23 protein-coding genes and 1 pseudogene are annotated in these 20,643 nt (G+C 38.2%); 18 read left to right on the forward strand and 6 right to left on the reverse strand.

The annotated features are described in order from the left end of the window. Window positions 1-22: 22 nt before the first annotated feature. Window positions 23-1,168, reverse strand: coding sequence for a T9SS type A sorting domain-containing protein (locus QMD71_03445; protein ID MDI6839901.1), 1,146 nt, complete (start codon window positions 1,166-1,168; stop codon window positions 23-25). A 119-nt stretch (window positions 1,169-1,287) separates the two neighbouring features. On the opposite strand from QMD71_03445, the gene QMD71_03450 reads away from it, so the two are divergent. Further along, window positions 1,288-3,105 carry a helix-hairpin-helix domain-containing protein gene (locus QMD71_03450; GenBank protein ID MDI6839902.1) on the forward strand — a complete coding sequence of 606 codons (1,818 nt, stop codon included), beginning with the start codon at window positions 1,288-1,290 and terminating at the stop codon, window positions 3,103-3,105. 98 nt (window positions 3,106-3,203) lie between these two features. On the opposite strand, the gene QMD71_03455 is transcribed toward QMD71_03450, so the two are convergent. Further along, complete coding sequence (locus QMD71_03455; protein ID MDI6839903.1) at window positions 3,204-3,716, reverse strand: lysophospholipid acyltransferase family protein; 513 nt, start codon at window positions 3,714-3,716, stop codon at window positions 3,204-3,206. A 208-nt stretch (window positions 3,717-3,924) separates the two neighbouring features. On the opposite strand from QMD71_03455, the gene mltG reads away from it, so the two are divergent. The 14 genes from mltG to QMD71_03525 all read left to right on the forward strand — a co-directional run bounded on the left by mltG (window position 3,925) and on the right by QMD71_03525 (window position 16,528). Beyond that, a complete protein-coding gene (gene mltG / locus QMD71_03460) occupies window positions 3,925-4,893 on the forward strand; it encodes an endolytic transglycosylase MltG (GenBank protein ID MDI6839904.1) in 969 nt (322 codons plus the stop codon). An 81-nt stretch (window positions 4,894-4,974) separates the two neighbouring features. After that, window positions 4,975-7,233 carry an outer membrane protein assembly factor BamA gene (gene bamA, locus QMD71_03465; GenBank protein ID MDI6839905.1) on the forward strand — a complete coding sequence of 753 codons (2,259 nt, stop codon included), beginning with the start codon at window positions 4,975-4,977 and terminating at the stop codon, window positions 7,231-7,233. Further along, window positions 7,197-8,321, forward strand: coding sequence for a hypothetical protein (locus tag QMD71_03470; protein MDI6839906.1), 1,125 nt, complete (start codon window positions 7,197-7,199; stop codon window positions 8,319-8,321). Before bamA ends, QMD71_03470 begins: the two co-directional genes overlap by 37 nt. Then, the gene (locus QMD71_03475; protein MDI6839907.1) at window positions 8,318-9,412 is read left to right on the forward strand and encodes a hypothetical protein; all 1,095 of its coding nucleotides are present in this window, start codon (window positions 8,318-8,320) and stop codon (window positions 9,410-9,412) included. Before QMD71_03470 ends, QMD71_03475 begins: the two co-directional genes overlap by 4 nt. A gap of 235 nt (window positions 9,413-9,647) precedes the next feature. Beyond that, window positions 9,648-9,869 carry a hypothetical protein gene (locus QMD71_03480; protein ID MDI6839908.1) on the forward strand — a complete coding sequence of 74 codons (222 nt, stop codon included), beginning with the start codon at window positions 9,648-9,650 and terminating at the stop codon, window positions 9,867-9,869. 89 nt (window positions 9,870-9,958) lie between these two features. Beyond that, on the forward strand, window positions 9,959-10,927 hold the full coding sequence (locus QMD71_03485; protein MDI6839909.1) for an OmpH family outer membrane protein: 969 nt from the start codon (window positions 9,959-9,961) through the stop codon (window positions 10,925-10,927). Between the two features lie 41 nt (window positions 10,928-10,968). Further along, a complete protein-coding gene (gene lpxD, locus QMD71_03490) occupies window positions 10,969-11,967 on the forward strand; it encodes a UDP-3-O-(3-hydroxymyristoyl)glucosamine N-acyltransferase (GenBank protein MDI6839910.1) in 999 nt (332 codons plus the stop codon). Between the two features lie 42 nt (window positions 11,968-12,009). After that, window positions 12,010-12,843 carry a UDP-3-O-acyl-N-acetylglucosamine deacetylase gene (gene lpxC / locus QMD71_03495; GenBank protein ID MDI6839911.1) on the forward strand — a complete coding sequence of 278 codons (834 nt, stop codon included), beginning with the start codon at window positions 12,010-12,012 and terminating at the stop codon, window positions 12,841-12,843. Then, the gene (gene fabZ, locus QMD71_03500) at window positions 12,833-13,264 is read left to right on the forward strand and encodes a 3-hydroxyacyl-ACP dehydratase FabZ (GenBank protein ID MDI6839912.1); all 432 of its coding nucleotides are present in this window, start codon (window positions 12,833-12,835) and stop codon (window positions 13,262-13,264) included. Before lpxC ends, fabZ begins: the two co-directional genes overlap by 11 nt. Further along, window positions 13,261-13,671, forward strand: a complete 411-nt coding sequence (locus QMD71_03505; GenBank protein ID MDI6839913.1) for a nucleotidyltransferase domain-containing protein — start codon at window positions 13,261-13,263, stop codon at window positions 13,669-13,671. Before fabZ ends, QMD71_03505 begins: the two co-directional genes overlap by 4 nt. 549 nt (window positions 13,672-14,220) lie before the next feature. Beyond that, on the forward strand, window positions 14,221-14,385 hold the full coding sequence (locus tag QMD71_03510) for an SHOCT domain-containing protein (GenBank protein MDI6839914.1): 165 nt from the start codon (window positions 14,221-14,223) through the stop codon (window positions 14,383-14,385). A 76-nt stretch (window positions 14,386-14,461) separates the two neighbouring features. Continuing rightward, window positions 14,462-14,692, forward strand: coding sequence for a hypothetical protein (locus tag QMD71_03515; GenBank protein ID MDI6839915.1), 231 nt, complete (start codon window positions 14,462-14,464; stop codon window positions 14,690-14,692). 31 nt (window positions 14,693-14,723) lie between these two features. Further along, window positions 14,724-16,043, forward strand: coding sequence for a Glu/Leu/Phe/Val dehydrogenase (locus tag QMD71_03520; protein ID MDI6839916.1), 1,320 nt, complete (start codon window positions 14,724-14,726; stop codon window positions 16,041-16,043). 131 nt (window positions 16,044-16,174) lie between these two features. Next, window positions 16,175-16,528, forward strand: a complete 354-nt coding sequence (locus QMD71_03525) for an NAD(P)H-dependent oxidoreductase subunit E (GenBank protein MDI6839917.1) — start codon at window positions 16,175-16,177, stop codon at window positions 16,526-16,528. Between the two features lie 409 nt (window positions 16,529-16,937). Here the strand turns inward: QMD71_03525 and QMD71_03530 are convergent, their stop codons facing one another. From QMD71_03530 to QMD71_03540, 3 genes are all read right to left on the reverse strand, one after another. Beyond that, entirely contained in the window at window positions 16,938-18,152 is a 1,215-nt protein-coding gene (locus tag QMD71_03530; protein MDI6839918.1) for an IS481 family transposase, read from the reverse strand. A 188-nt stretch (window positions 18,153-18,340) separates the two neighbouring features. Continuing rightward, window positions 18,341-18,718 carry a type II toxin-antitoxin system VapC family toxin gene (locus tag QMD71_03535; protein ID MDI6839919.1) on the reverse strand — a complete coding sequence of 126 codons (378 nt, stop codon included), beginning with the start codon at window positions 18,716-18,718 and terminating at the stop codon, window positions 18,341-18,343. A gap of 38 nt (window positions 18,719-18,756) precedes the next feature. Continuing rightward, window positions 18,757-18,945, reverse strand: a complete 189-nt coding sequence (locus QMD71_03540; protein ID MDI6839920.1) for a hypothetical protein — start codon at window positions 18,943-18,945, stop codon at window positions 18,757-18,759. A 67-nt stretch (window positions 18,946-19,012) separates the two neighbouring features. On the opposite strand from QMD71_03540, the gene QMD71_03545 reads away from it, so the two are divergent. The 3 genes and pseudogenes from QMD71_03545 (at window position 19,013) to QMD71_03555 (ending at window position 20,346) form a co-directional block, all read left to right on the forward strand. After that, window positions 19,013-19,243 (forward strand): 2Fe-2S iron-sulfur cluster-binding protein, encoded by a 231-nt coding sequence (locus QMD71_03545; protein MDI6839921.1) that lies wholly within the window; start codon window positions 19,013-19,015, stop codon window positions 19,241-19,243. A gap of 68 nt (window positions 19,244-19,311) precedes the next feature. Continuing rightward, entirely contained in the window at window positions 19,312-19,692 is a 381-nt protein-coding gene (locus tag QMD71_03550) for a 4Fe-4S dicluster domain-containing protein (GenBank protein ID MDI6839922.1), read from the forward strand. A gap of 107 nt (window positions 19,693-19,799) precedes the next feature. Further along, window positions 19,800-20,346: pseudogene (locus QMD71_03555) on the forward strand (FMN-binding glutamate synthase family protein). A gap of 88 nt (window positions 20,347-20,434) precedes the next feature. On the opposite strand, the gene QMD71_03560 reads toward QMD71_03555, so the two are convergent. Next, window positions 20,435-20,587 (reverse strand): hypothetical protein, encoded by a 153-nt coding sequence (locus QMD71_03560; protein ID MDI6839923.1) that lies wholly within the window; start codon window positions 20,585-20,587, stop codon window positions 20,435-20,437. Between the last annotated feature and the right edge of the window lie 56 nt (window positions 20,588-20,643).

The raw sequence follows: 20,643 nt of genomic DNA on the forward strand, positions 1-20,643 counted from the left end.
AAAGCCCTGGTGTTCCTAATTTTTAGTTTCCATTTAACATAACTAATTTCTTGAAGCTAATGGACTTCCCAGTCTCTAACTTACAGAAGTAAATGCCTGATGCAACTCTATTCCCAAAATCATCCTCTCTATTCCAAACAACCGTGTATACTTCCGTGTTCTCCTTCTTATCTATTAGAGTTTTTACCAATCTACCAGCCATATCATACACTCTTACACTAACTGGCATTTTAGGAGTCCCATTTAGGATTTGGAATCTGATTTCTGTCATTTGAGCAAATGGATTAGGATAGACTTCAAGTTTTGGGTTTTCTTTCACTCCCACATAGGGGTCAGTATTAGTAAATTCATATATGCTGCCATTTCTATGTGTAGCATAGATTCGGTTTGTATCATCATTTCTACCTCTACCAACAGTCAAATCAGCAGACGCACCTGTAACAGCGTCAACAACAGTGTCAACCCATGCACTACCATCCCATGAGTGCTCACGGATATTACCAAATTGTGCTGTAGTGTATACTCGTATTTTACTGTTTTTACTGTCACTCTTTGTTCTACCAAGCCATAATCCGTAACGGCTGAGCATAGGCGCACTTGGGCATATGTCAACCTGTTGCCAATTCCCTGCAGAGTATGTGAGTTCATAAACATACCCCCCTCCACAAGAAACATAAACTCTGTTCACTAAATCATTCCTACCAGAGCCAACAGCTGCTTTACACAACCGATACGAGGGTAAAGTGATGACTGACTCCTCATAATAGGAGCTATTCCAACTGTACTCTCTGAGGTATGGAGAATGCCCATCAGGACAATAGACTCTATTCATATCATACCATCGTTTCGTCCATTCCCCAATTGCAACTGCTGCAAAAGCTGTATAGGGAGGACCCAAATTAGCCTTTAAATAAGTCCATTCGTATATATGACCATTGAACCCCGATACATACACCCTTTGTATACCATCATTTCTACCATCTCCCACCACTTGGTAAAGCCAACCAGGGCATGTCCCTATTCTTACTGCGTTCCAACCACACCATACGCAATTGAAGAGAGTAACAACTGATATCATCGCTATCAATATCAACATGAGCATCCTCCTTCCTGCCTTGACGCGAGGCAGACGAGACAGGAACTCACTCATTGTGCTAAACTTTTTCATTTTACCCCCTTTAAATTTGATTCACTTTATACTTAATGTCAAGAAAAATTACTTTGTTTTGATTCAACAAGCAGCATCTTTTACTTGACCTAAACGAACCATAGGCTATACTTTACTATATGATTTTACTCATTTTGAGGTGCTACCTCCTTCTCCTTATTGGACAGGAATTTGATGCTCCTGCTGTGTCTGACCCTTTAATAGAGGAGCTACAAAGTTTGGAGTCCCATCCGATTGACATTAACAAAGCTAAAAAGGAAGATTTTCTTAAGATATACTGGGTTTCACCTGGGCTTGCAGAGTCCATTATTAAGACGAGAAAAGAAGTTGGCAGCTTTGATAAGATTGAGGATTTGAGAAAGGTACAGGGTGTGACAGATGAGCTTTTAGAGTGCATCCGTCCCTATATAACGGTTAAACTACAACGGCAACAAATTTTGGAGGTTAGACCTCAAATTGAACTCAGGTCAAGGGTTCAACAGACTTTTCCTAAAGTTAAAGGTAATTGGCCGGGTAGCCCAATAAAATCTTACCAGAGGCTTAAATTAAGTAGTAAAAATATTTCTGGATTTGCACTTCTTGAGAAAGACCCCTACGAAGCATCGTATTCAGACTTTGCCACTTATGGAATAATGGTGCAGGCGCTCCCAATGGCTCAAAAGATTATACTTGGCGATTACAGGCTTGAATTTGGTGAAGGTCTATTGTTTGGCTTTCCTCCTATTGTTACTTTCAAGCAGCAGGGTGTAATTAAAGGGAAAGAGCGGGGACTTCAACTATACACTATTACTGGTGAAAATACATATTTACATGGTGTAGCAGTAGAGTCCAAATCCTATCGTGGGATTAAGAATTTCGTAATCCTATCAAATACAAAAATTGATAATGGTGGTGGCGTATCGCAATACGCCCCTACCATCTATGATTATGAAGGAGACCACTCAACTGAGTCAGGCGAAGCTAAAAAAGACAGAGTAAGAGAGTGGCTGATTGGGACAAGATTTGAGTACCATGGTCCAATTAAACTTGGGCTTACATGGTATAAAAATACGCATTTCTTAAATCCAGAAGAGGTTAGACCTCAAGGCACTAAAATAGGGACTCATAGCTTATGGAGTGTGAGTAGTTCAACCTCATTAGCTGGATTTGAGGTGTTACCTCTTAACTGGTTTAGTGAATTTGGCTGGTGTGATAAAAGTTGGGCAACAGTGCTTGGTACAGAATACGGGAAAGAAAAATTAAGACTTGGCACTCTATTTAGATATTATCCACCCGATTTCCCTGTGTTCCATTCGGCACCATTTTCTGACAGCTACAAGCTTGCTGAAAAAGGTAATTATCTATATGGAGCGTATCAGATTTCAAAATACACAAAATTAACAGGCTATACAGATTATTGCACACGATATTCTACTGAGTTACCAACTTTGCATGCTGAACATTCTATTGAGTTACAGCATAAGTTTACACCGCATTTTTGGCTTACAAGTAGATACTCTTTTAAAAAGGTAGAGGTATCACCTCGAGGTGAGTCTGAATGCAAATGGTTTAGATTACAAGCAGATATTGAAGCCGCCAAACTTAATATGAGAGTCAGACTTGATAGAGGCTATGAGGCTGGGTCTCAAGAGGTTAGACCTCAAGGTGAGCTTTTGTACGGCGATATAGGAGTTAAGTTTTCAAAATACTTATCATTTACTACGAGGTTGATTTTATTTGATTCTGAACTCGACAAGTTTGGTCTTTATGAGTATGAGCAAGACTTACCAGGTCTTATGACAAACCAGTTTATAAGTGATAAAGGGACAAGACTATATTTGCTTTTGAAAAATAGAATTGCATCCAGCTACACGGTTACTGTGAAATATGCAATAACATCAAAGATAGCTAAGCCCGTGACACAAAAATACGGCATCCAATTTGATTTAGAGCACTAATCAATTTTGCTTGGTAGAGAGAATAACAACCAATAAAATAATTATAGTGGTGGCTTTTGCAAAATAAAAAGAACCGTCCCCATTATTTAGGGCAGTAATCAGCTTCTCAAATGTTTTATAAGTTCAGTGATTTGCTCAGCAGTTCCCTGATTGGTTTCTTGAATGCCCACTGGAATGATGGGTACTTTTGCTGTATGAGTGAGAAAGAGGGCTCCTCGCTTAACTTCTTGCATCTCTTTTGTTAATCTAACACCACCCTCAGGGAAAATTCCTATCACTTTTCCATTCTTTAACATACTTAATGCTTTTTTGAGCGCTTTTATTGCTTGTACAGAGTCAACTGGAATACAACCTATTCTGGATAAGAATGCTCCGACTACGGGTTTTTCAAACAGGTAAGATGCAACTAAAAATGTAATTTTTTCTTTAAATGAAGCAATTAAAACAAGGCCATCAATCACACTGATATGATTTGATACAATAATATAGGCGCCCTTTCCCAAGACATTCTCTACCCTTCTTATCTTAAGTGAGCAAAATATTATAAGGACTATTCGAGTAGCCAGGCGAACTATGTAATAAAAAACTGGTTTGCTATTTTGGTGTTTCATTTGGAAGATAATACTCCAACTTTGCTATTTTGCAAATAAAATAATAGGCGCCTTGCCCTTGTATGATGCGTGGGATACCCCTCGCGCTGCAAAAATATCCCGGATATACACGGACAGTGACTGGATTTTATGGAAGAATAAAAAATGGGGAAACTCCAAAGGTTTATTTTACTTGACAAAGGCAGTGAATGTCCAATATAATGGATGAGTGCTTTTTTTATTAGTATTTTTTACTTTTACAGTTCAAGGCGATACCTCCCCTAAGCGGTTCCTTTATGGAGTAAATGTAGAACATGGTGAGAACTTGACACAGGTAGCAGAAAAACTTTATGCCCAAGGTATAATAGAACACAAATTTTGGTTTAAGGTGTGGGCTAAAGTTACAAACCAAGACCGTAATATTAAGGCTGGTTACTACATTTTTAAAAAGCCTACCCCAATTCGTGAAGCGTTAAGAACACTTGTTGAGGGCAGGAATGCAGGTATAAGAGTTACAATCCCTGAAGGTGCAACACTTCGTGAAATTGCGTGGCTATTCAGGAGATATGGGGGAGTCAATAAAGAAGAGTTTATTAGGCTTGCACATGACACTTCTTATATAAGAAGCTTTGGTATACAAGCGAGCTCCCTTGAGGGCTACCTTTTTCCGAAGACTTATTTTATTCCATATGGAACGAATCCAAGAGAAGTGATACCATTTATGATTGAGCAGTTTTTTCAAGTCTTTGGTGAAGATTTTTACAATAGGTCAAAAGAAATAGGGTTTACACTTGAGGAGGTAGTAACTTTTGCCTCCCTTATTGAGAAAGAGGCTGTATGTGATTCTGAGAAGCCTATAATATCAGGAGTCTACCATAAGCGGCTTAAGCATAAATGGCCACTCCAGTGTGATGCTACTATTCAATACATTTTACCTGAACGAAAGCCGCGTCTTACTTACTCTGACCTTTCCATCCATTCCTTATATAACACTTATATTTATCAAGGTTTACCTCCCGGTCCTATATGTTCACCTGGGGAGAGTTCTATCAGAGCTGCATTATGGCCGGATGAGACTGATTATTTATACTTTGTTGCACGTGGTGATGGCACACATATATTTTCGAAAACCTTGAAAGAGCATCAAATTGCAAAAGAGAAAGTTAGAGAGAAACAAGAAATGACGAAATCCAAATGACGAATGACGAAAAATGACAGTCTCAAAGAGCGAGATTGCTTCGCTATCGCTCGCAATGACATTTACGGAGTGAAGCATCTAATGTGTAGAACTTTAAGCTGGCTTGTAATTTTTACTTTCTATTTCATACTTCCCACTTTCATTTATGCTGAAATAATTGTAGAGCTTAAAGTAGAGGGGATAGAAAATGTAGCCCCTGGTCTTGTAATTTCAACATCAGGTTTAGAAATAGGGGATGAGTTAACTGTGGAGAGTGTAAGGAATGCTGTCAAGCAAATTTATAGGACACAGTTGTTTAAAGATGTTGAGATACAGTACGAAAAAGAGGGTGGTGGGGTAAAGCTTACTATATTGGTCAAGGAATACCCACGTATATCTAAGATTGGGTTCAAATGGAATAAAAAATTTAAGGATAAGAAGCTACTTGAACTATGTGGCTTAAAAGAGGGTGACATTGGAGTTGAGACATCAATTTTTAATGGAGCAGTAAAGATACGCAAGGCTTATAAGAAGGATGGTTATTATTTGGCAGAAGTTAAACCTGTTACAGAAGAGGTCAATAAAGAGCTCAAGGTGGAATACCTAATTACAGAGGGTAAGCGTGTTAAGATTCGCTCAATTGAAATTATTGGTAATCGTGCTTTTAAAGATGACGAACTTGAAAAGAGGCTAAAAAATAGAGAAAAGAGATGGTACAGGTCAGGTAATTTTAGTGGAGAAGAATTTGAAAATGACCCAGATAAGATTGTTGAGTTTTATCGGAATCATGGGTATCCGAACTGTAAAGTTGTGGATGTGAATATAGTGCCTGATGAAAATAAAGAATGGGTTAGAATATACATTAAGATTGATGAAGGTAGTAAGCTATTTTTGGGTAATGTAGGTTTTGATGGTAATAAAGTTATAGATACAAGAGATTTAATTAAAGAAGTGAAGTTTAAAAGGCTCTCCCTTTATTCAAGTAATGCCTTATCAAAGACATTAGAAGGTATCTATAGTCTTTATGGGAATCGTGGCTACATATATGCAATCGTTGACCCTGTAGAAGAGTTAAGTGACAGTGTTGTAGATATAACTTATAAAATCAAAGAAGGCAAACCGGCAAGGATACATAAGATTATAATTGAAAATAATACAAAAACACACGAAAAAGTTATACGACGCGAACTCACAATATTTCCCGGTGATATACTGTCTCGTAAAGAATTAATAAATTCACAGCGTAAGGTGTTTAATTTAGGGTTCTTCAAGAACATAACCCTTGATACAAAGCCTGCCTCGCCAAGTCAAGGTGGGCAAGCCAATGAGCAAGGGGATATAGACCTTATAATTAAAGTAGAAGAGAAACCAGCAGGCCAAGCCTCTCTTGGTGCCAGTTATTATCCGAAGCATGGCCTTGTGGGTAATCTTGGTTTATCTACTCCTAATTTTAGAGGTATGGGTGAGCTATTATACATCAACTTACAGAAAGGTGAAAAGTTACAGACTCTTGAAGCAGGTTACAACAGGCCATGGCTATTTGATACACCTATGAGTGTAGGGTTAGACGCATTTCATACTTTTGAGAAGCGCCCGTTATATAAAACACAGAGAACAGGTGGCAATGTTAAGGTTGGTAGGCCTATACCAAGACTTACATTCACAAAAGGGTACATTTCGTATAAACTTGAGCGTGTGAAAGCATCAGCTGATGATACTGCTTCGTTAAGTTCTTATATAAAAGAGAGCCTTGGCGACCGTATTAGGAGTGTAGCTACATTTGAAGTTGTAAGAGACTCGCGTGATAATTTCCTTAATCCGACAACAGGGACACGTAATGATGCAGAAATTGAACTCTCAGGCGGTCCTTTAGGTGGTAGTGTAGATTACCATAAGGAGATATTTGAAACTTCTACTTATCACAAACTTTTTTGGCGTTTTGTGCTTGGCTTAAGGGGTAAGTTTGGCGCTATAGATGGATACAGAACACCGGCTGATGTCCCTTTATATGAGCGGTTTATACTTGGTGGTATAGGAGAATGGGGGCTAAGAGGGTACAGGGACTGGTCAATAGGACCTGAAAGGGATGGTGAAGTAATAGGTGGCAGATTTGCATCCTTGTTCACAATTGAGACTAAAATTTCTTTTGAAGAAAATCTTTATCCACTTGTATTTTTAGATGCCGGTAATACATGGGAATGTTTCAAAGAGGCTAATTTTCAGGACCTAAAGCGGGGGGTGGGGGTTGGGTTTAGGATAGAGATACCAATGATGGGACTGGTAGGGTTTGATTTTGGCTATGGTATAGATAAGAAACCAAGAGGATGGGAGTTCCATTTGCAGATGGGGAAGCTGTTTTAAAAACATTGATGAATACAGATAATCCTAAACTAAATTTTTTCATTTTTCATTTTTTATTTTTCATTTTGTTATCCGGTTGTGGCAAGAAGGAGCCGATTGGGTATGAGATTGTGAAACCGAGGGAGGGTGAAATTAGACAAGCGCGGGGTTTCGTGGTTAGGTGGAATAATTATTCAGAGTTTGCATCTATGAGTAGAGCTACAGAGTTATTTGCGGGAGAGGAGTGTGACTTTAAGGCGATGGCTTTCATTTGCTTTGAATTTGATACTACTCTTTTACCTGATTCACTTTGGCTACTTGGAGTGAATTCTGGTAAAGTGAAAGTTTGTAAAGTCACAGGATTATGGAACCCGGACTCTATAAATTGGAGTCATATTCCGGATACAGGTGAGATATTTGATACTGTTGAAATTAAAGAAGGTGATACCTGTTTGGTTTACATACAGGATTCAGTACCGGATTCAGTATTCTCTATTGGCTTCTTACCATATATTGGGATGGCAAGCTTTAAACCACTACGACTGTCAGTAAAGGAGGATACAAATTTCTATTCTCCAAGTAAGAAAGTGTACATTGATACAAGTTATTTTACACAAGATTTGCCAATGATTGAGACAGGTGCTTATACTACACAATGTACACTTTGGTTTAGTTTGGAGATACCAGTGTTTCTCAAGGAGACCACTTATATTCCAATTGACTCTTTTTTAGGTGATACTGTGTTTCCATGCACTTTGGTTGTAGGTGATTCTTTTATTACTGATACTTCTGTGATTAATTACATCCTTAACTTTAAATCTGCTACCGTAAATGATGCGTCATTTTATATTCCTATAGATACAACTAATTCTTACAAATGGGATATAGGGATTTATGCTGGCTGTAGAGGTGTGTATTCATCAAGTTCTCACCCAAAAGGTGACACACTTAGTTTATCAATTGAGAGAATAGTAGATAGGTGGTTTAAAGAAGGCGACTGCTGGCTTGTTTTGAAAGGTGATGCACAGAAGATTGGACGTGTTGTGTTTGATATAGAGGGTGCTCAGCTTTCTATAACTTATATACTACCACCTAAAAGAAGGGAATGAATAAACTTAAAATGCAAAACTCAAACCTACAGCTCAAAATGCAAAATTATAAACCACAAGATTTACACGAGATTAACACCAGATTGATTTTTTCTCTTGTGAAAATTTGTGTAATCTGTGGTTTCTTATTGCTTGGTTCGGCTTATTGTTATTCACTCTTCTCTGGCGGTGGATTAGGTGAGCCAGTAGAGGTGCAGAATGCGGCTTACATTGGGATGGGAGGGATACAAAAGTTTAAACTGCCGAGTCAATTAACATTTGAGTTCTCTATGGTATTGGAAATTGTAGATGAGGATGGTAAGGCTACGAACTTTGATTTCACACTCCCATATGTGAGATATGTGCTACCCTTGCCTAAAGAGGTAGCACCTCAAGGTATGGGAATAGACATTGGTCTAAATGAAGTATTAAATTTAAATTTTGACATCCATAGTCCATGGGAAGAGTTGTATGGTGACTCAGTTCAACGCCGTGTTAAAAGTAGAGGCAGTGCAAGTATAGGGAAGATAGGAATTGGCAAGAACTTCAGCTCTATCGCAGTTGAACTTGGTGGCTTTGTAGTTTTTGGGTCAGCTCAAGAGGAGTGGGTTACAGACTTTAAGACTATGCATGATGCATATGATACGCTGAGATTAAAATTTTTTGGTCCCGGGTATTTGGCATCTATAGGATTGGATTTTTGGAAATTTGGCTTAAGTGCAAGCTATCTATCACATGCTAAACTTACTTCTAATACCAACCTTCCGTCAAGAGTTGTTGCATCGATAAGTTATACTCCTATTGAAAAAGCTACAGTCGAAATAGGGGTTACAAGTTGGCAGTGGAGTAGTCCATTTAAGCCAATGAATAGAGTATCAGTGGGGGGTAAGTATGAAATTAGTCCATTGATATTACGGTGTGGTTTTTACACTAACAACTGGTATTATGGAGATATAAAAGAACGGGTTGGTGCATTAGGCTTGGGTATTCCACTTAAATCACTTTGTACGATTGATTTGAGCTTTGAGTTTGGTAAAAGGTGGAACCCTATCCTTGAAGAGAGGATTTACAGGGCTTGTATAACCTTACAGGGAAAAGAATCATTGATGTAGACAGAAATGTATGGGCGGGGTAACCCCGCCCCTACGAAGTGATTTTTTACCTTGACTTGGTAAATAAGTTGAGTATAATTTTATCATTGATGTAGCGCCCGATTTATCGGATTCAGTCTACCTCAATGATAAAGGGATAAAAGTAGCAGTTATAGAAAAACCTATAAAGCTCAGTGGTTCTGTAGGAGAGGAGGATGTTGTAGCAATCTTTGACTCTGGCTCCACATATTCTTGCATTAAGTTAGAATTGGCAAAGAGACTTGGGATAGTAGAACCTCTTCCTAAGCCTAAGGAGTTGGGCACAGATGGAAAAGGGAGAAAAGTAACCACAAAGAAGGCGGTAAGACTTGATTTCGATCTCAACGGGTACACATTCAGTGATGAGTTTATGATTGTTCCAAAGCTTTCCGACCCTGTAATCATCTCGGAGCTAAGACACTGCAGGCGTGGAGAATGAAGCTCAATTTTGAGACAGAGGAGGTAATTATTGACCCAAGGGTGACAAAACTTAGGCTTTTGTAAATGGGATAAGTTAGGGAGGATAAGATGAAGAAGTATATTTTGGCTTTTATACTTTTGCTGTTAACTATTTTTGCACTTGCCTCGCCGAGTCAAGGCGGGGAGGCTAAAATTGGATACATTGACTCTAAGCGTATTTTTGACGAATACAAAGGTAAGGATGAGCTTGCCCAAAAGATGCAAAAAGAACTTGATAGCTGGCAAAATGAAGCGATAAAGAGAAAGCAGGAAGTCCAAAACCTTATAAAGGAGTTTGATTCTCAGTTTCTTATGTTATCAGAAGAAGCAAGGGAGAGGAAGCGTAGAGTTATAGAACAAAAGCAAAGAGAGTATGAAGATTTTGTTCAAAGGATATGGGGACCTGATGGTGAGGCTCAAAAGCAGAACGAAAAGATTATGAAGCCATTTATTGACAAGGTGAACTCAATATTACGAAAGATAGGTGAGGATGGTGATTATGCGATAATATTTGATGTTGCAAGTACTGGTGTTGTGTATGCAAAAGAAGGTATGGATTTATCGTCTCAGGTGATTGCTGAATTGAACCAAGAATATGCACCTACTGTGGCAGCAAAAGAGAAGGCTAATTTTTGCGTATTTAAGTTTAAAGAGCTAACAGCTGAAGCCAGAGATTATGGACACGGAACACAAGTGGCTCAGGTCTTGAAGGCAGGTTTAATTAAGACTGGTAAGTTTGAGGAGTCTAAGAAGCTACCCGATGCTTTGCGTGAAGCAAACATAGGTAAAAAGGAGGAAGATTTTACGCAGGAGGAGGCGGCAAGGGTTGGTAAATTAGCTATGGCAAAATTGGTAGTAATTGGTGAAGTGACGAGAGTAGGTGATAAAGTTGATATTACCTGTAAAGTTGTAAACCCAAACACAAGTGAAATAATAGCGCAAGAAATTGGGAGTAGTGTGAGTGGTGAGAGGGAAGATATTATAAATATGGTAGGTGAAGTACTGTCTAAGTTAGTTCCCAAAATATCATTGATGTAGACAGAAATGTAGGGGCGGGGTAACCCCGCCCCTACAATGCTATGAAATTAGCAGAGATTGCAAAACTTGTTACCGGTAAATTAAATGGTGACCCAGAGCTTGAAGTTAGTAGAATTGCAAGAATTGAGGAAGCTGAATCTGGTGATATAACTTGGTTCTCACATCCAAGGTATCGCAAATGGCTTAATAAAACACATGCCTCTTGTATAATTGTACCTAAAGGGATGAGTGGGGCATCAATTTCTACAATAGAACTAGAGAATCCATCTCTTGCAATTGCTAAGCTTTTACAAGAATTTTATCCTAAACCTATTCCACAAAAAGGTATAAGTAAACTTGTCCAAATTGATGCAACTGCTAAAATTGGTAAAGGAGTGAGTATAGGGGCATTTGTTTATATAGGTAAAGACTCTGTTGTTGGCAATAGGGTTACTATTTTCCCGCATGTATATATTGGTGACAATGTCGCAATTGGGGATGATACCCATATCTATCCAAATGTGACAATTGAGGACAATGTAGTTATTGGGAACAGGGTAATAATTTATTCAGGTGCTGTAATTGGGAGCGACGGTTTTGCTTATACGCGAGTGAAAGGGAAGCATGAGCGAATTCCTCATTGTGGTGGTGTTATCTTAGAGGATGATGTTGAGATAGGTGCATTATCAACTGTGGACAGGGCTGTTATTGGAAATACAATAATCAAAAAAGGGACAAAAATTGATAATTTAGTCCATATCGCACATAATGTTGTGATTGGTGAGCACTCTATAATTGTAGCACAAGTTGGGATTGCAGGTAGTACTCGGATTGGTAAAAATGTGACAATTGCGGGGCAGGCTGGTCTTACTGACCATTTAATAATTGGCGATAATGTAGTTATAGGAGCACAGGCAGGGGTGACAAAAGATGTCAGAAATGGGATGACTGTATCCGGCTATCCTGCCAGACCACATTTAGCGTCAAAAAAAGCGTACGGGTTATTGATAAAGCTACCGGAGTTATTTAAAAGAGTTAGAAGACTTGAACGAGGTCATTGATGTAAACAGAAATGTAGGGGCGGGGTTACCCTTGTCCCTACAATGATTATAATGCAGGCTACGATAAAAGAAACATTTTCAATAAAGGGGATTGGGGTTCATACAGGTACTTATGCTAAAGTAACTATAAAACCGGCTCCTGTTGGAAATGGTATAACTTTTAATCACTCTAATGTGATTATACCGGCAATAGTTGATAGAGTCAACAACACTGGGCATGGGGTGAGTTTAAAATTTGGGAGTTATGAGATAAGGACATGTGAGCATTTGTTATCTGCACTTTATGGGTCAGGTATAGACAATGCGATATGCGAGCTTGATGAGGTAGAACTGCCTGCACTTGATGGTAGTAGCTTAGAATTTGCGAAGCTTATAAGAGAAAAAGGAATAAAAAGCCAAAATGTGGAAGAGAAAAAGATCGAAATAAAGGAGCCTATATTACTAACTAAGGGAGACGCAGGTATATTTGCGATACCATACAAAGGATTTAGAGTCTCATTTATAATAGATTATCCGTATCAAGGGATTAGGACTCAGTATTGTAGTTTTGATATAACACCAGAAGTTTATTTTAATGAGATTGCACCTGCGCGTACTTATACATTTATGGGCTGGATAGGAGAGTTAAGAGAGAAAGGGCTTATTAAGGGCGGTAGTCTTGAGAATGCAATAGTGATTGATGAAAATGGGCCACTTAATCCGTTGAGGTTTAGTGACGAACCAGTTCGTCATAAGATACTTGACCTAATTGGGGACCTTGCCTTACTTGGTGCAAGACTAAAAGGCTGGGTTTTTGGGATAAAGTCAGGTCATGCTCTAAATATTGAACTTGTCCGCAGGATTCTGCGAATTAGGAGGCTCAAATATGGAATTTGATATAAAGAAGATACTTGAAATAATGCCGCATCGGTACCCAATGCTACTCGTTGATAGGATAGTTAAACTTGAGGATGACGAAGTTATAGGTGAGAAATGTGTTAGTATAAATGAGCCATTCTTTCAGGGCCATTTCCCTGGTCATCCAATTATGCCGGGTGTCCTGATTATTGAGGCTATGGGGCAGGTAGGCGGTTTTTTGCTACTAAAGAGGGTGAAAGATAAGAGTGATAAGGTAGTATATTTCTTAAAGATAGATAAAGTAAAATTCAGGAAGCCAGTTGTACCTGGGGATGTCTTGAGAAGTGAGCTTAAGTTGCTGAAATATAAAGGTGGTTTATGTGTGATGGCGGCTAAAGCCTATGTGGGTGATACACTTGTAGCAGAGGGTGAATTTACAGCTAAGGTAGTGGAGAAATGACAAATAGCATTGATTCTGTAATCAGAGAATATCTCAAGAAGCGGAAAGAAGTAATTTTTGCTTACTTGTTTGGGTCATATGCTAAAGGCACCGTAAATAAGCTATCGGATATAGATATTGCCATTTTTGTAAACCCTAAACTTTGCAAAGAAATAAATTTTGGGTATAGAGCAAACTTGCTTGCAGAGCTGATGACTTTGTTGCACACCAATAATTGTGACCTTGTAATTCTAAACTACGCCTCCCCTTTACTCTTGCATCAAGTAATAAGATATGGGAAGCGCATTTTCTCAAGGGATGAGAAAAAGAGAGTTGAGTTTGAAGTAAACTCTTTTAAGAAATATGTGGATACTAAAAAACTCCGTGATATACAAATGAAATATGTTTATGAAAGAATAGGTGTATGATTGACAAACCGTTAATAGAGAAGCATTTAAAAGAAATTGAAAAAAATGTATCTATTTTAAAGAGGTTTAGAAGGTATAAAAAGAAGAAATTATTGAGGATGAAGAACTGCTCTGGAAAATAAATTATGGACTTGTTATTACCATTCAGCATGTTTTAGATATAGGCAACCATATACTTGCAGCAGAAGGGAAAAATGAATTTGATGATTACATCACCCTTATAGATGTTCTTGGTAAATACGAGATAATACCTAAGGCTTTTGCTAAAAAGATACGAGGAATAGCTGGGTTTAGGAATATTTTAGTACACGAGTATCTTGAAGCAGATGTTAATGAAGTATACAAATGTTTGCAGAGCGGATTAGATGATTTTTTAGATTTTGTAAAGTATGTTAAACACTATCTGAAATAGGGGGAGAAATGGCAGGTTTATGGAGTCTTATATAGGTTGGGTGTATACTTATCGCACGGCAAAAAAGGAGGAGTATCCCATTTGCTGTTCTCCCCGGTTTCTTCTTCGGAATATTTGCGCTTGTTTATTATTTAGCAGTGTCAGTAATTGTCCCACCACCTGTTCGTCCCTGGATTGATGAAATTACAGGTAAGAAGAGCACAACTGAAAAACTTGAAGAACTTAAGAAATTATACGAAAAAGGGACACTGTCCGAAGAAGAATATAAAAAGGCAAAAGAAAAGGTTATTGAGCAAATGTGAGTTGCTAAAATAGTAAGACACTGGTAGACACAAACTATAAGCTATAATAGAATGGAATAAAACTAAATGGGGATAAATGTTAGGAGCTATTCTTGGAGGTTTTACAATATTAGGAGTATTTCTTACACTTACTGCATGGATTAATGGAAGGAGTATTAAGAAATACATAGGGGAGAAACTGGACGAGGGATTTAAGAAGATAGACGAAGGATTTAAGAGGATTGATGATAGGACTGCAAAAATTGCTGAGCTTATAGTAGTAGAGGGGGAGAGGACAAAAGAACTTATAAAAGCTTTAAAAAGTTAAGAAAAAACAGCCTATGCAAGAGGGGATAAAAATGGCAAAGTTAAATCCGTTTAAGATGGCGCAAGCGCAGTTTGATGAGGTTGCAGACCAGCTTAACCTATCAAATGATATTCGTGCCATCCTTAGAGAACCGTTAAGAGAATTTCACTTTAATATTCCCGTAAGAATGGATGATGGTTCTATTAAGGTTTTTCGTGGCTTTAGGGTTCAGCACAATGACGCCCGTGGTCCTTGTAAAGGAGGGATTAGATTCCATCCGGAAGAAACAATTGATACAGTAAAAGCACTCGCTATGTGGATGACATGGAAGTGTGCAGTTGTTGACATACCGTTAGGTGGTGGTAAAGGTGGTGTAGTGGTTGACCCAGCTACCCTTTCTGAAGGTGAGAAGGAGCGGCTTTGTAGAGGCTGGATTCAACAAATGTGGAAGAATATTGGTCCTTTAGTAGATATTCCGGCTCCCGATGTTGGGACAACACCTCAAATGATGAGCTGGATGATGGATGAGTACATAAAATTAAGGGGCGAATTCTATCCGGGTGTGATTACCGGTAAGCCTTTAGAAGTTGGTGGCTCATTAGGCAGGACAGCTGCAACCGGATTTGGTGTTATTATTACTGTCCGTGAAGCACTTAAGCAGATTGGACTTGATGCTAAAAAATGTCGTGCCTCTATTATGGGATTTGGTAATGTTGCCCAATACGCAGCTATTAATTTTATAAAAATTGGTGGTAAAGTTGTTGCTGTGTCCCACTGGAATAGGGAGGATAAGAAAGCTTATACAATAAGTAAAGATACTGGGGTTGACCCAATTTTTATCCAATCAATTACTGACCAATATGGCACTATTGATAATGCAAAGGCAAAAGCTAATGGCTACAAGATTGAAGACGGCAACGCTTGGTTATCAAAGGAAGTTGAAGTTCTTATTCCTGCAGCAGTTGAAGAAGTGATAACTGGGGAGACAGTAAAAAAGATGAGCTCCAAAGTGAGAATCCTCGCCGAAGCCGCCAATGGGCCTACAACACCTGAAGCCGATACAATACTTAAGAATAACCCAAATATCTTTGTCATACCGGATTTTCTCTGCAATGCTGGTGGTGTAGTTTGCTCATATTTTGAAGGTGTACAAAATAATATGAACTTTTATTGGAGTGAAGAAGAGGTGAATCAAAGATTAGATGAAAAAATGACCAATGCATTTCATCGTGTGCTCAAAATGGCGCAAGAAAATAAAGTATATATGAGAAATGCTGCCTATATGGTAGCAATAGAAAGCGTCGTAAAAACAATGAAATCAAGGGGCTGGGTTAACTCTCTCTCTCCCTCTACTATTCCTACGTCTACGTAGCCTCGTTTGTAAAGCAATCCCTTAAGGTCCCAAACTGTCGGTTAGGTTTGGGACTTTTTTATTTATCCCAATTTTACAATAATAACGAAAATATGGAGTGCAAATCACCAATTTCGCACTTTAAAATTATTATGCAAATTAATAATATAATTCAAAAATATGGAACTAAAAAAGAGGCGTTAATCTCAATACTTCAGGATATTCAATTGGAATATAACTGGCTACCCTGTGAAGCAATTACTGAAGTTGCTAATAAATTGGGGGTTCCTTTAATTAATGTCTATGGGGTAGCTACATTTTTTAAGCAGTTCAGTCTTAAACCGAGAGGAAAACATATTGTAACGGTTTGTCTTGGTACCGCTGAGACAGTTAATTGTCTTGGTTGTTGTGCAATAGGGCCTATTATGGTGGTAGATGGTGAATATTATGGTGGAATGACAAGTGCCAAAGTAAAACAAGTAGTAAAGAAATACCTAAACACCTAAATGCCTAAATACCTAAAATTATTATGATAGAAGTGAGGGTTAAGTACCCAAAGTGTGGTAAAAGTTTGATGGATGATGGGCATAAAATTGATAATTGCACGGGGATAAAGGTTTTAATTGAATAGGAAGAGAAACGTGGTTGGGCATATCTATCACCACTCTATGGTAGTTATACTACTGAATACGAATTCCCAAGACCAAAAGGAGAAATAGGTAAATTTTTCTGCCCTCATTGTGAAGCTGAACTCGCATCTCCGTGGTTGTGCGAGGAATGCAGAGCTCCTATAGTGAGGATGGATTTTATAGAAGGTGGTAAAATTCAGATATGTTCAAGACGTGGCTGTAAAAGGCATCTTGTAGAATTTGAGAATTTAGAAGCTGAGTTGCGTGCATTTTATATGTCCTGGCTTTAAGATGTGGTTACAAATTGGCATGTCAGAACCTCCTCTTTTTCACTTCTTCTTCCGGTAAAATTATCCCCTAAAACCTGTCCTGTAAGGATTGTTTTTTCTATTACCTCCCCTCTGCTTCTGCACAGCATTCCACGAATCATCTTATCTGCCCCTATTTTGTTGTCTCTCATCTCCTTTGTCAAGTCTTGTTTTAATTTTTTTGATAAGTGTGCTTTCGCTGGTGTATCGCAGCCATTCTCCTTTAACTTATAGCCCTGATGAGTTCTCCTGTAGTTATAATACTCCATAAATTCATCTAAATCAAGTTGTAGCTCCTCTATAGTCCTATATCCTTTCTTTCTGAAAGCTAAAGAGTAGAATTCATCTAAGAGAGTTTTGTTTAACCTCTCAACATAACCATTGGTCCAGGGATGCCTAACTTTGGTAGTAGTATGCCGAATTCCTAACCTCTGGCACATCTTCTCAAATTTATGCTTTGGTTTCGCTTCCTCATGCCAAGTTGTATATTCTGTCCCACAGTCTGTAAGAAGTCTTTCTATTCTCACTCCTGTGAATTTTTTGATAAGATAGTTTCCCACAAAATCACAGGAAGTATCCGTAGTTTTGCTATCGTAAATCTTTGCTGCACCAAAAGAAGAAAAGCAATCACAAGCAACCTGATGATAAATTCTACCCACCCCTTTCAAACAACCAATATAGAAAGTGTCTTCACTTACCAACTGCCCCGGATAAGAGACTTCTATATGGTTAGTTTTAGATTTCTCTTTGTCTCTTTGAAGCTCATCAAGAGTCACAATTTCTCCATTTAATTTCCTTACCAATTCTAATCGCATTTTTGCGGTATGCAGTCCTCTCCTTCGTAGAACATTGTAAATCCCAGTATGCCCAATAATAATATTTCTTCTCTTCAGTTCTGTAGATATTCTTGCTGATCCATAAGTGGGATATTCTCTGACGAACTCCAGTATTTTCTCCTCAAGCTCAATTGACACTTTATTAGGCATTTTGGGACTTGCTCTGACTCTTGTTCTTAAACCTTCATTTCCTTCCTTATCTCTTCTTTTTTTCCACTTATCCACAGGACCCTGCGGATAGAACCATTTCCTGCTCACATGATACTTGCTACAGAGAGATGTTATAGGAATCTCTTTCTTATCTGCTTCTTCAAATATTTTCACTCTCATATGGTAAATAAAGCCCTTCTCGCTCATCGCCAGTCCCTCTTTTTACTAATATTTTATTGAAAGTTCTGGCTAAAGTCAAAAGAGAAACGTTATTCTCTTGATTCACAGCTTCCATAATTTTGCTTTTTCTCTTTTACTAAATATTGTAACCATCACTTAAAGATACTACATATAAATATTTAAATGGAGCAGATGTAGAAGGAGAAAGGCAATTGTTAAATCTCTATGTCTTTAAGAAGGTTTACAAAAGGCAAATCTTTAATCTTTTTGTAAAGTTTCTTATCGGCTGTTGTATATTGGAATCCCAGTTCTTGAGCCAAAGCAATGTAAAGTGCGTCATAAAAAGATATGTCTCTTTCATATGCGAGTCGAATAGATACTATAGTAACATCTAATATAGGGGTTACGATGTCTAAGTCCAAATTATATAAGTCCTTAATGCATTTCAAAGTCTCTGCTTGTGAAAAAATGGAGGTATATCTGAGGACATTGGAAACTTCTGAGACAAGAAGATCTGGGACTGCGATGGTAATTTCTCCCCTTATGTATGCGTCGAACAATAGTTTAGCCTGTTCACTATCTGCCTCCTCAATAAATTATTTCAGGATAACCGATGCGTCCAGAACGTACATTAGCGTTTATCTCTCCATTTACGAATCTCTTCAACACTATCCCAGCCTTTTGGAGCTTTACGCCGTAGTCTCTCTATTGAACGGGCAGCTTTCTGTATTTTTTTATAATCTCGCATCCTGGCTCCAATTAGAAGCGACGCTCTTTTTTGCATTAAATTCAAATTGTCAAGTTCTACTTGCTTCACCATTTTCTTCACCTCCAGTTTTAGTATACTGTACATCAGCAAGAAAGTCAAAGGAAAAAGTATATTAGAAATGATAACTATAAATTTAAATGGAGTAGAGGTTAAAGTAGAAGAGGGGTGGAGTATTCTTGAGGCTTGCAAGTTTTATGGCATACCTATACCTACTCTTTGCTGGAATGAAGGCCTCACTCCTTACGGAGCTTGCAGGCTTTGTATAGTTGAAGTAGGGCCACCCGTAAGTTTTGAGGTTGTTTCATCTTGTACTTATCCTGTAAGTGAGGGGCTCATACAAAGCGGATAATTGAGACAAGGAAAGCGCTTATAGAACTACTTGTAGCCCTATGCCCACAGTCAAAGACTGTTCAGGATTTGGCATCTAAGTATGGGGTGACTCGTGTTAGATTTAAGCCTAAAAATGAAGATTGTGTTCTATGTGGCTTATGTGTAAGGATGTGCACTGAGCAGATGGATGCAAGAGCTATAGGGTTTGTTAATCGTGGTACAAATAGAAAGATTACTACCCCATTTGATATAAAGTCTGAGGTTTGCAGGACTTGTGGTGCTTGTATCTATATTTGCCCTGCTTGCCAACTCAGATGTCAAGGACCTGAGCCACCTGGAGTTCTATGCAACTCGTGTCTTAATATCTCTTATCCATGTGTTGATGTGTATGACAAGACGATGTGCTATATGGAGCCTTGTGGAGCTTGCTTAATAAAAGAAGCAGAAGAGAGGAAATCTAAATTGTGATTACACAGATTATGAAAAATCAGATTACACGGATGAAAAATAGAGATTTATGCTTTATCTGTGTAATCTTAAATAAATCTGTGTAATCAGAATAAAAGGAAGGGAAAATGAGTTTAACAAAAATAAATGCATCAGTGGCCACACTGACCAAGAATAGAACTGATACTTCCATAAATCAGTTATCCGGGATGTGTGTAACTTGTGTAGATGGCTGTATCGGGATGTGTGAAATTGGTAAATCTGGATATAGAGGGTCAGAGGTTATATATCCACAGCCCTATGGAATTATTACATCTGGGGCTGAAAAAAAACTATCCAATAGATTATTCTCATTTTACTATAATGGGCACTTGTGTCGGTGCAAAAGGGATTGAACCTGACTCTGATAAAGCTATCTTCCCAAACGTTAATCTTGAGACCAAAATTGGGCATAATAAAGGAATAAAGTTAAAGCTACCTTTTATAATTCCAGGACTGGGCTCAACCTCAGTTGCAAAAAACAACTGGGATGGGCTTGCTATAGGAGCAGCAATCTCTGGTGTCCCTCTCACTATTGGTGAGAATATATGTGGGATGGATATGGGCTCTGAGATTAAGGGAGGTAAAGTTGTTCACTCGCCAGAGTTGGAATGGAGGATAAAATCATATACGGAATAAGGCTGTTTAGCATTCCATAAATGCTCATCTATCAACCCTGAACTTGATTCAGGGTATAAGCACCGATAAGAATGCTATCACTCCTCTACACTTCCTTATTTATGGCTATATTACAGCCTGCTATTCTATGTATTTTGTAAAAATCCCCTATTCCTTTATCCCATAAACAGAAAAATGCATTTTCCCTTACTATGTCTAATTTTGTGCTAATTGATACCCCATTTCTAAACACCCTCATTACTATAACTATTTCATCAATACTATCTTCTTAGTTATTACTTTATCACCAGCCTC

The organism is bacterium (assembly GCA_030018315.1).
Lineage (GTDB): Bacteria > Hydrothermota > UBA3073 > JACQXS01 > JAGMCI01 > JASEGA01.

Coding starts and splice junctions, on each gene's coding strand:
- QMD71_03445 (MDI6839901.1), bottom strand. CDS start 1,168: ATGAAAAAGTTTAGCACAATGAGTGAGTTCCTGTCTCGTCTGCCTCGC.
- QMD71_03450 (MDI6839902.1), top strand. CDS start 1,288: ATGATTTTACTCATTTTGAGGTGCTACCTCCTTCTCCTTATTGGACAG.
- QMD71_03455 (MDI6839903.1), bottom strand. CDS start 3,716: ATGAAACACCAAAATAGCAAACCAGTTTTTTATTACATAGTTCGCCTG.
- bamA (MDI6839905.1), top strand. CDS start 4,975: ATGTGTAGAACTTTAAGCTGGCTTGTAATTTTTACTTTCTATTTCATA.
- QMD71_03470 (MDI6839906.1), top strand. CDS start 7,197: ATGGGAGTTCCATTTGCAGATGGGGAAGCTGTTTTAAAAACATTGATG.
- QMD71_03475 (MDI6839907.1), top strand. CDS start 8,318: ATGAATAAACTTAAAATGCAAAACTCAAACCTACAGCTCAAAATGCAA.
- QMD71_03485 (MDI6839909.1), top strand. CDS start 9,959: ATGAAGAAGTATATTTTGGCTTTTATACTTTTGCTGTTAACTATTTTT.
- lpxD (MDI6839910.1), top strand. CDS start 10,969: ATGAAATTAGCAGAGATTGCAAAACTTGTTACCGGTAAATTAAATGGT.
- lpxC (MDI6839911.1), top strand. CDS start 12,010: ATGATTATAATGCAGGCTACGATAAAAGAAACATTTTCAATAAAGGGG.
- fabZ (MDI6839912.1), top strand. CDS start 12,833: ATGGAATTTGATATAAAGAAGATACTTGAAATAATGCCGCATCGGTAC.
- QMD71_03505 (MDI6839913.1), top strand. CDS start 13,261: ATGACAAATAGCATTGATTCTGTAATCAGAGAATATCTCAAGAAGCGG.
- QMD71_03515 (MDI6839915.1), top strand. CDS start 14,462: ATGTTAGGAGCTATTCTTGGAGGTTTTACAATATTAGGAGTATTTCTT.
- QMD71_03520 (MDI6839916.1), top strand. CDS start 14,724: ATGGCAAAGTTAAATCCGTTTAAGATGGCGCAAGCGCAGTTTGATGAG.
- QMD71_03525 (MDI6839917.1), top strand. CDS start 16,175: ATGCAAATTAATAATATAATTCAAAAATATGGAACTAAAAAAGAGGCG.
- QMD71_03530 (MDI6839918.1), bottom strand. CDS start 18,152: ATGAGCGAGAAGGGCTTTATTTACCATATGAGAGTGAAAATATTTGAA.
- QMD71_03540 (MDI6839920.1), bottom strand. CDS start 18,945: ATGGTGAAGCAAGTAGAACTTGACAATTTGAATTTAATGCAAAAAAGA.
- QMD71_03545 (MDI6839921.1), top strand. CDS start 19,013: ATGATAACTATAAATTTAAATGGAGTAGAGGTTAAAGTAGAAGAGGGG.
- QMD71_03560 (MDI6839923.1), bottom strand. CDS start 20,587: ATGAGGGTGTTTAGAAATGGGGTATCAATTAGCACAAAATTAGACATA.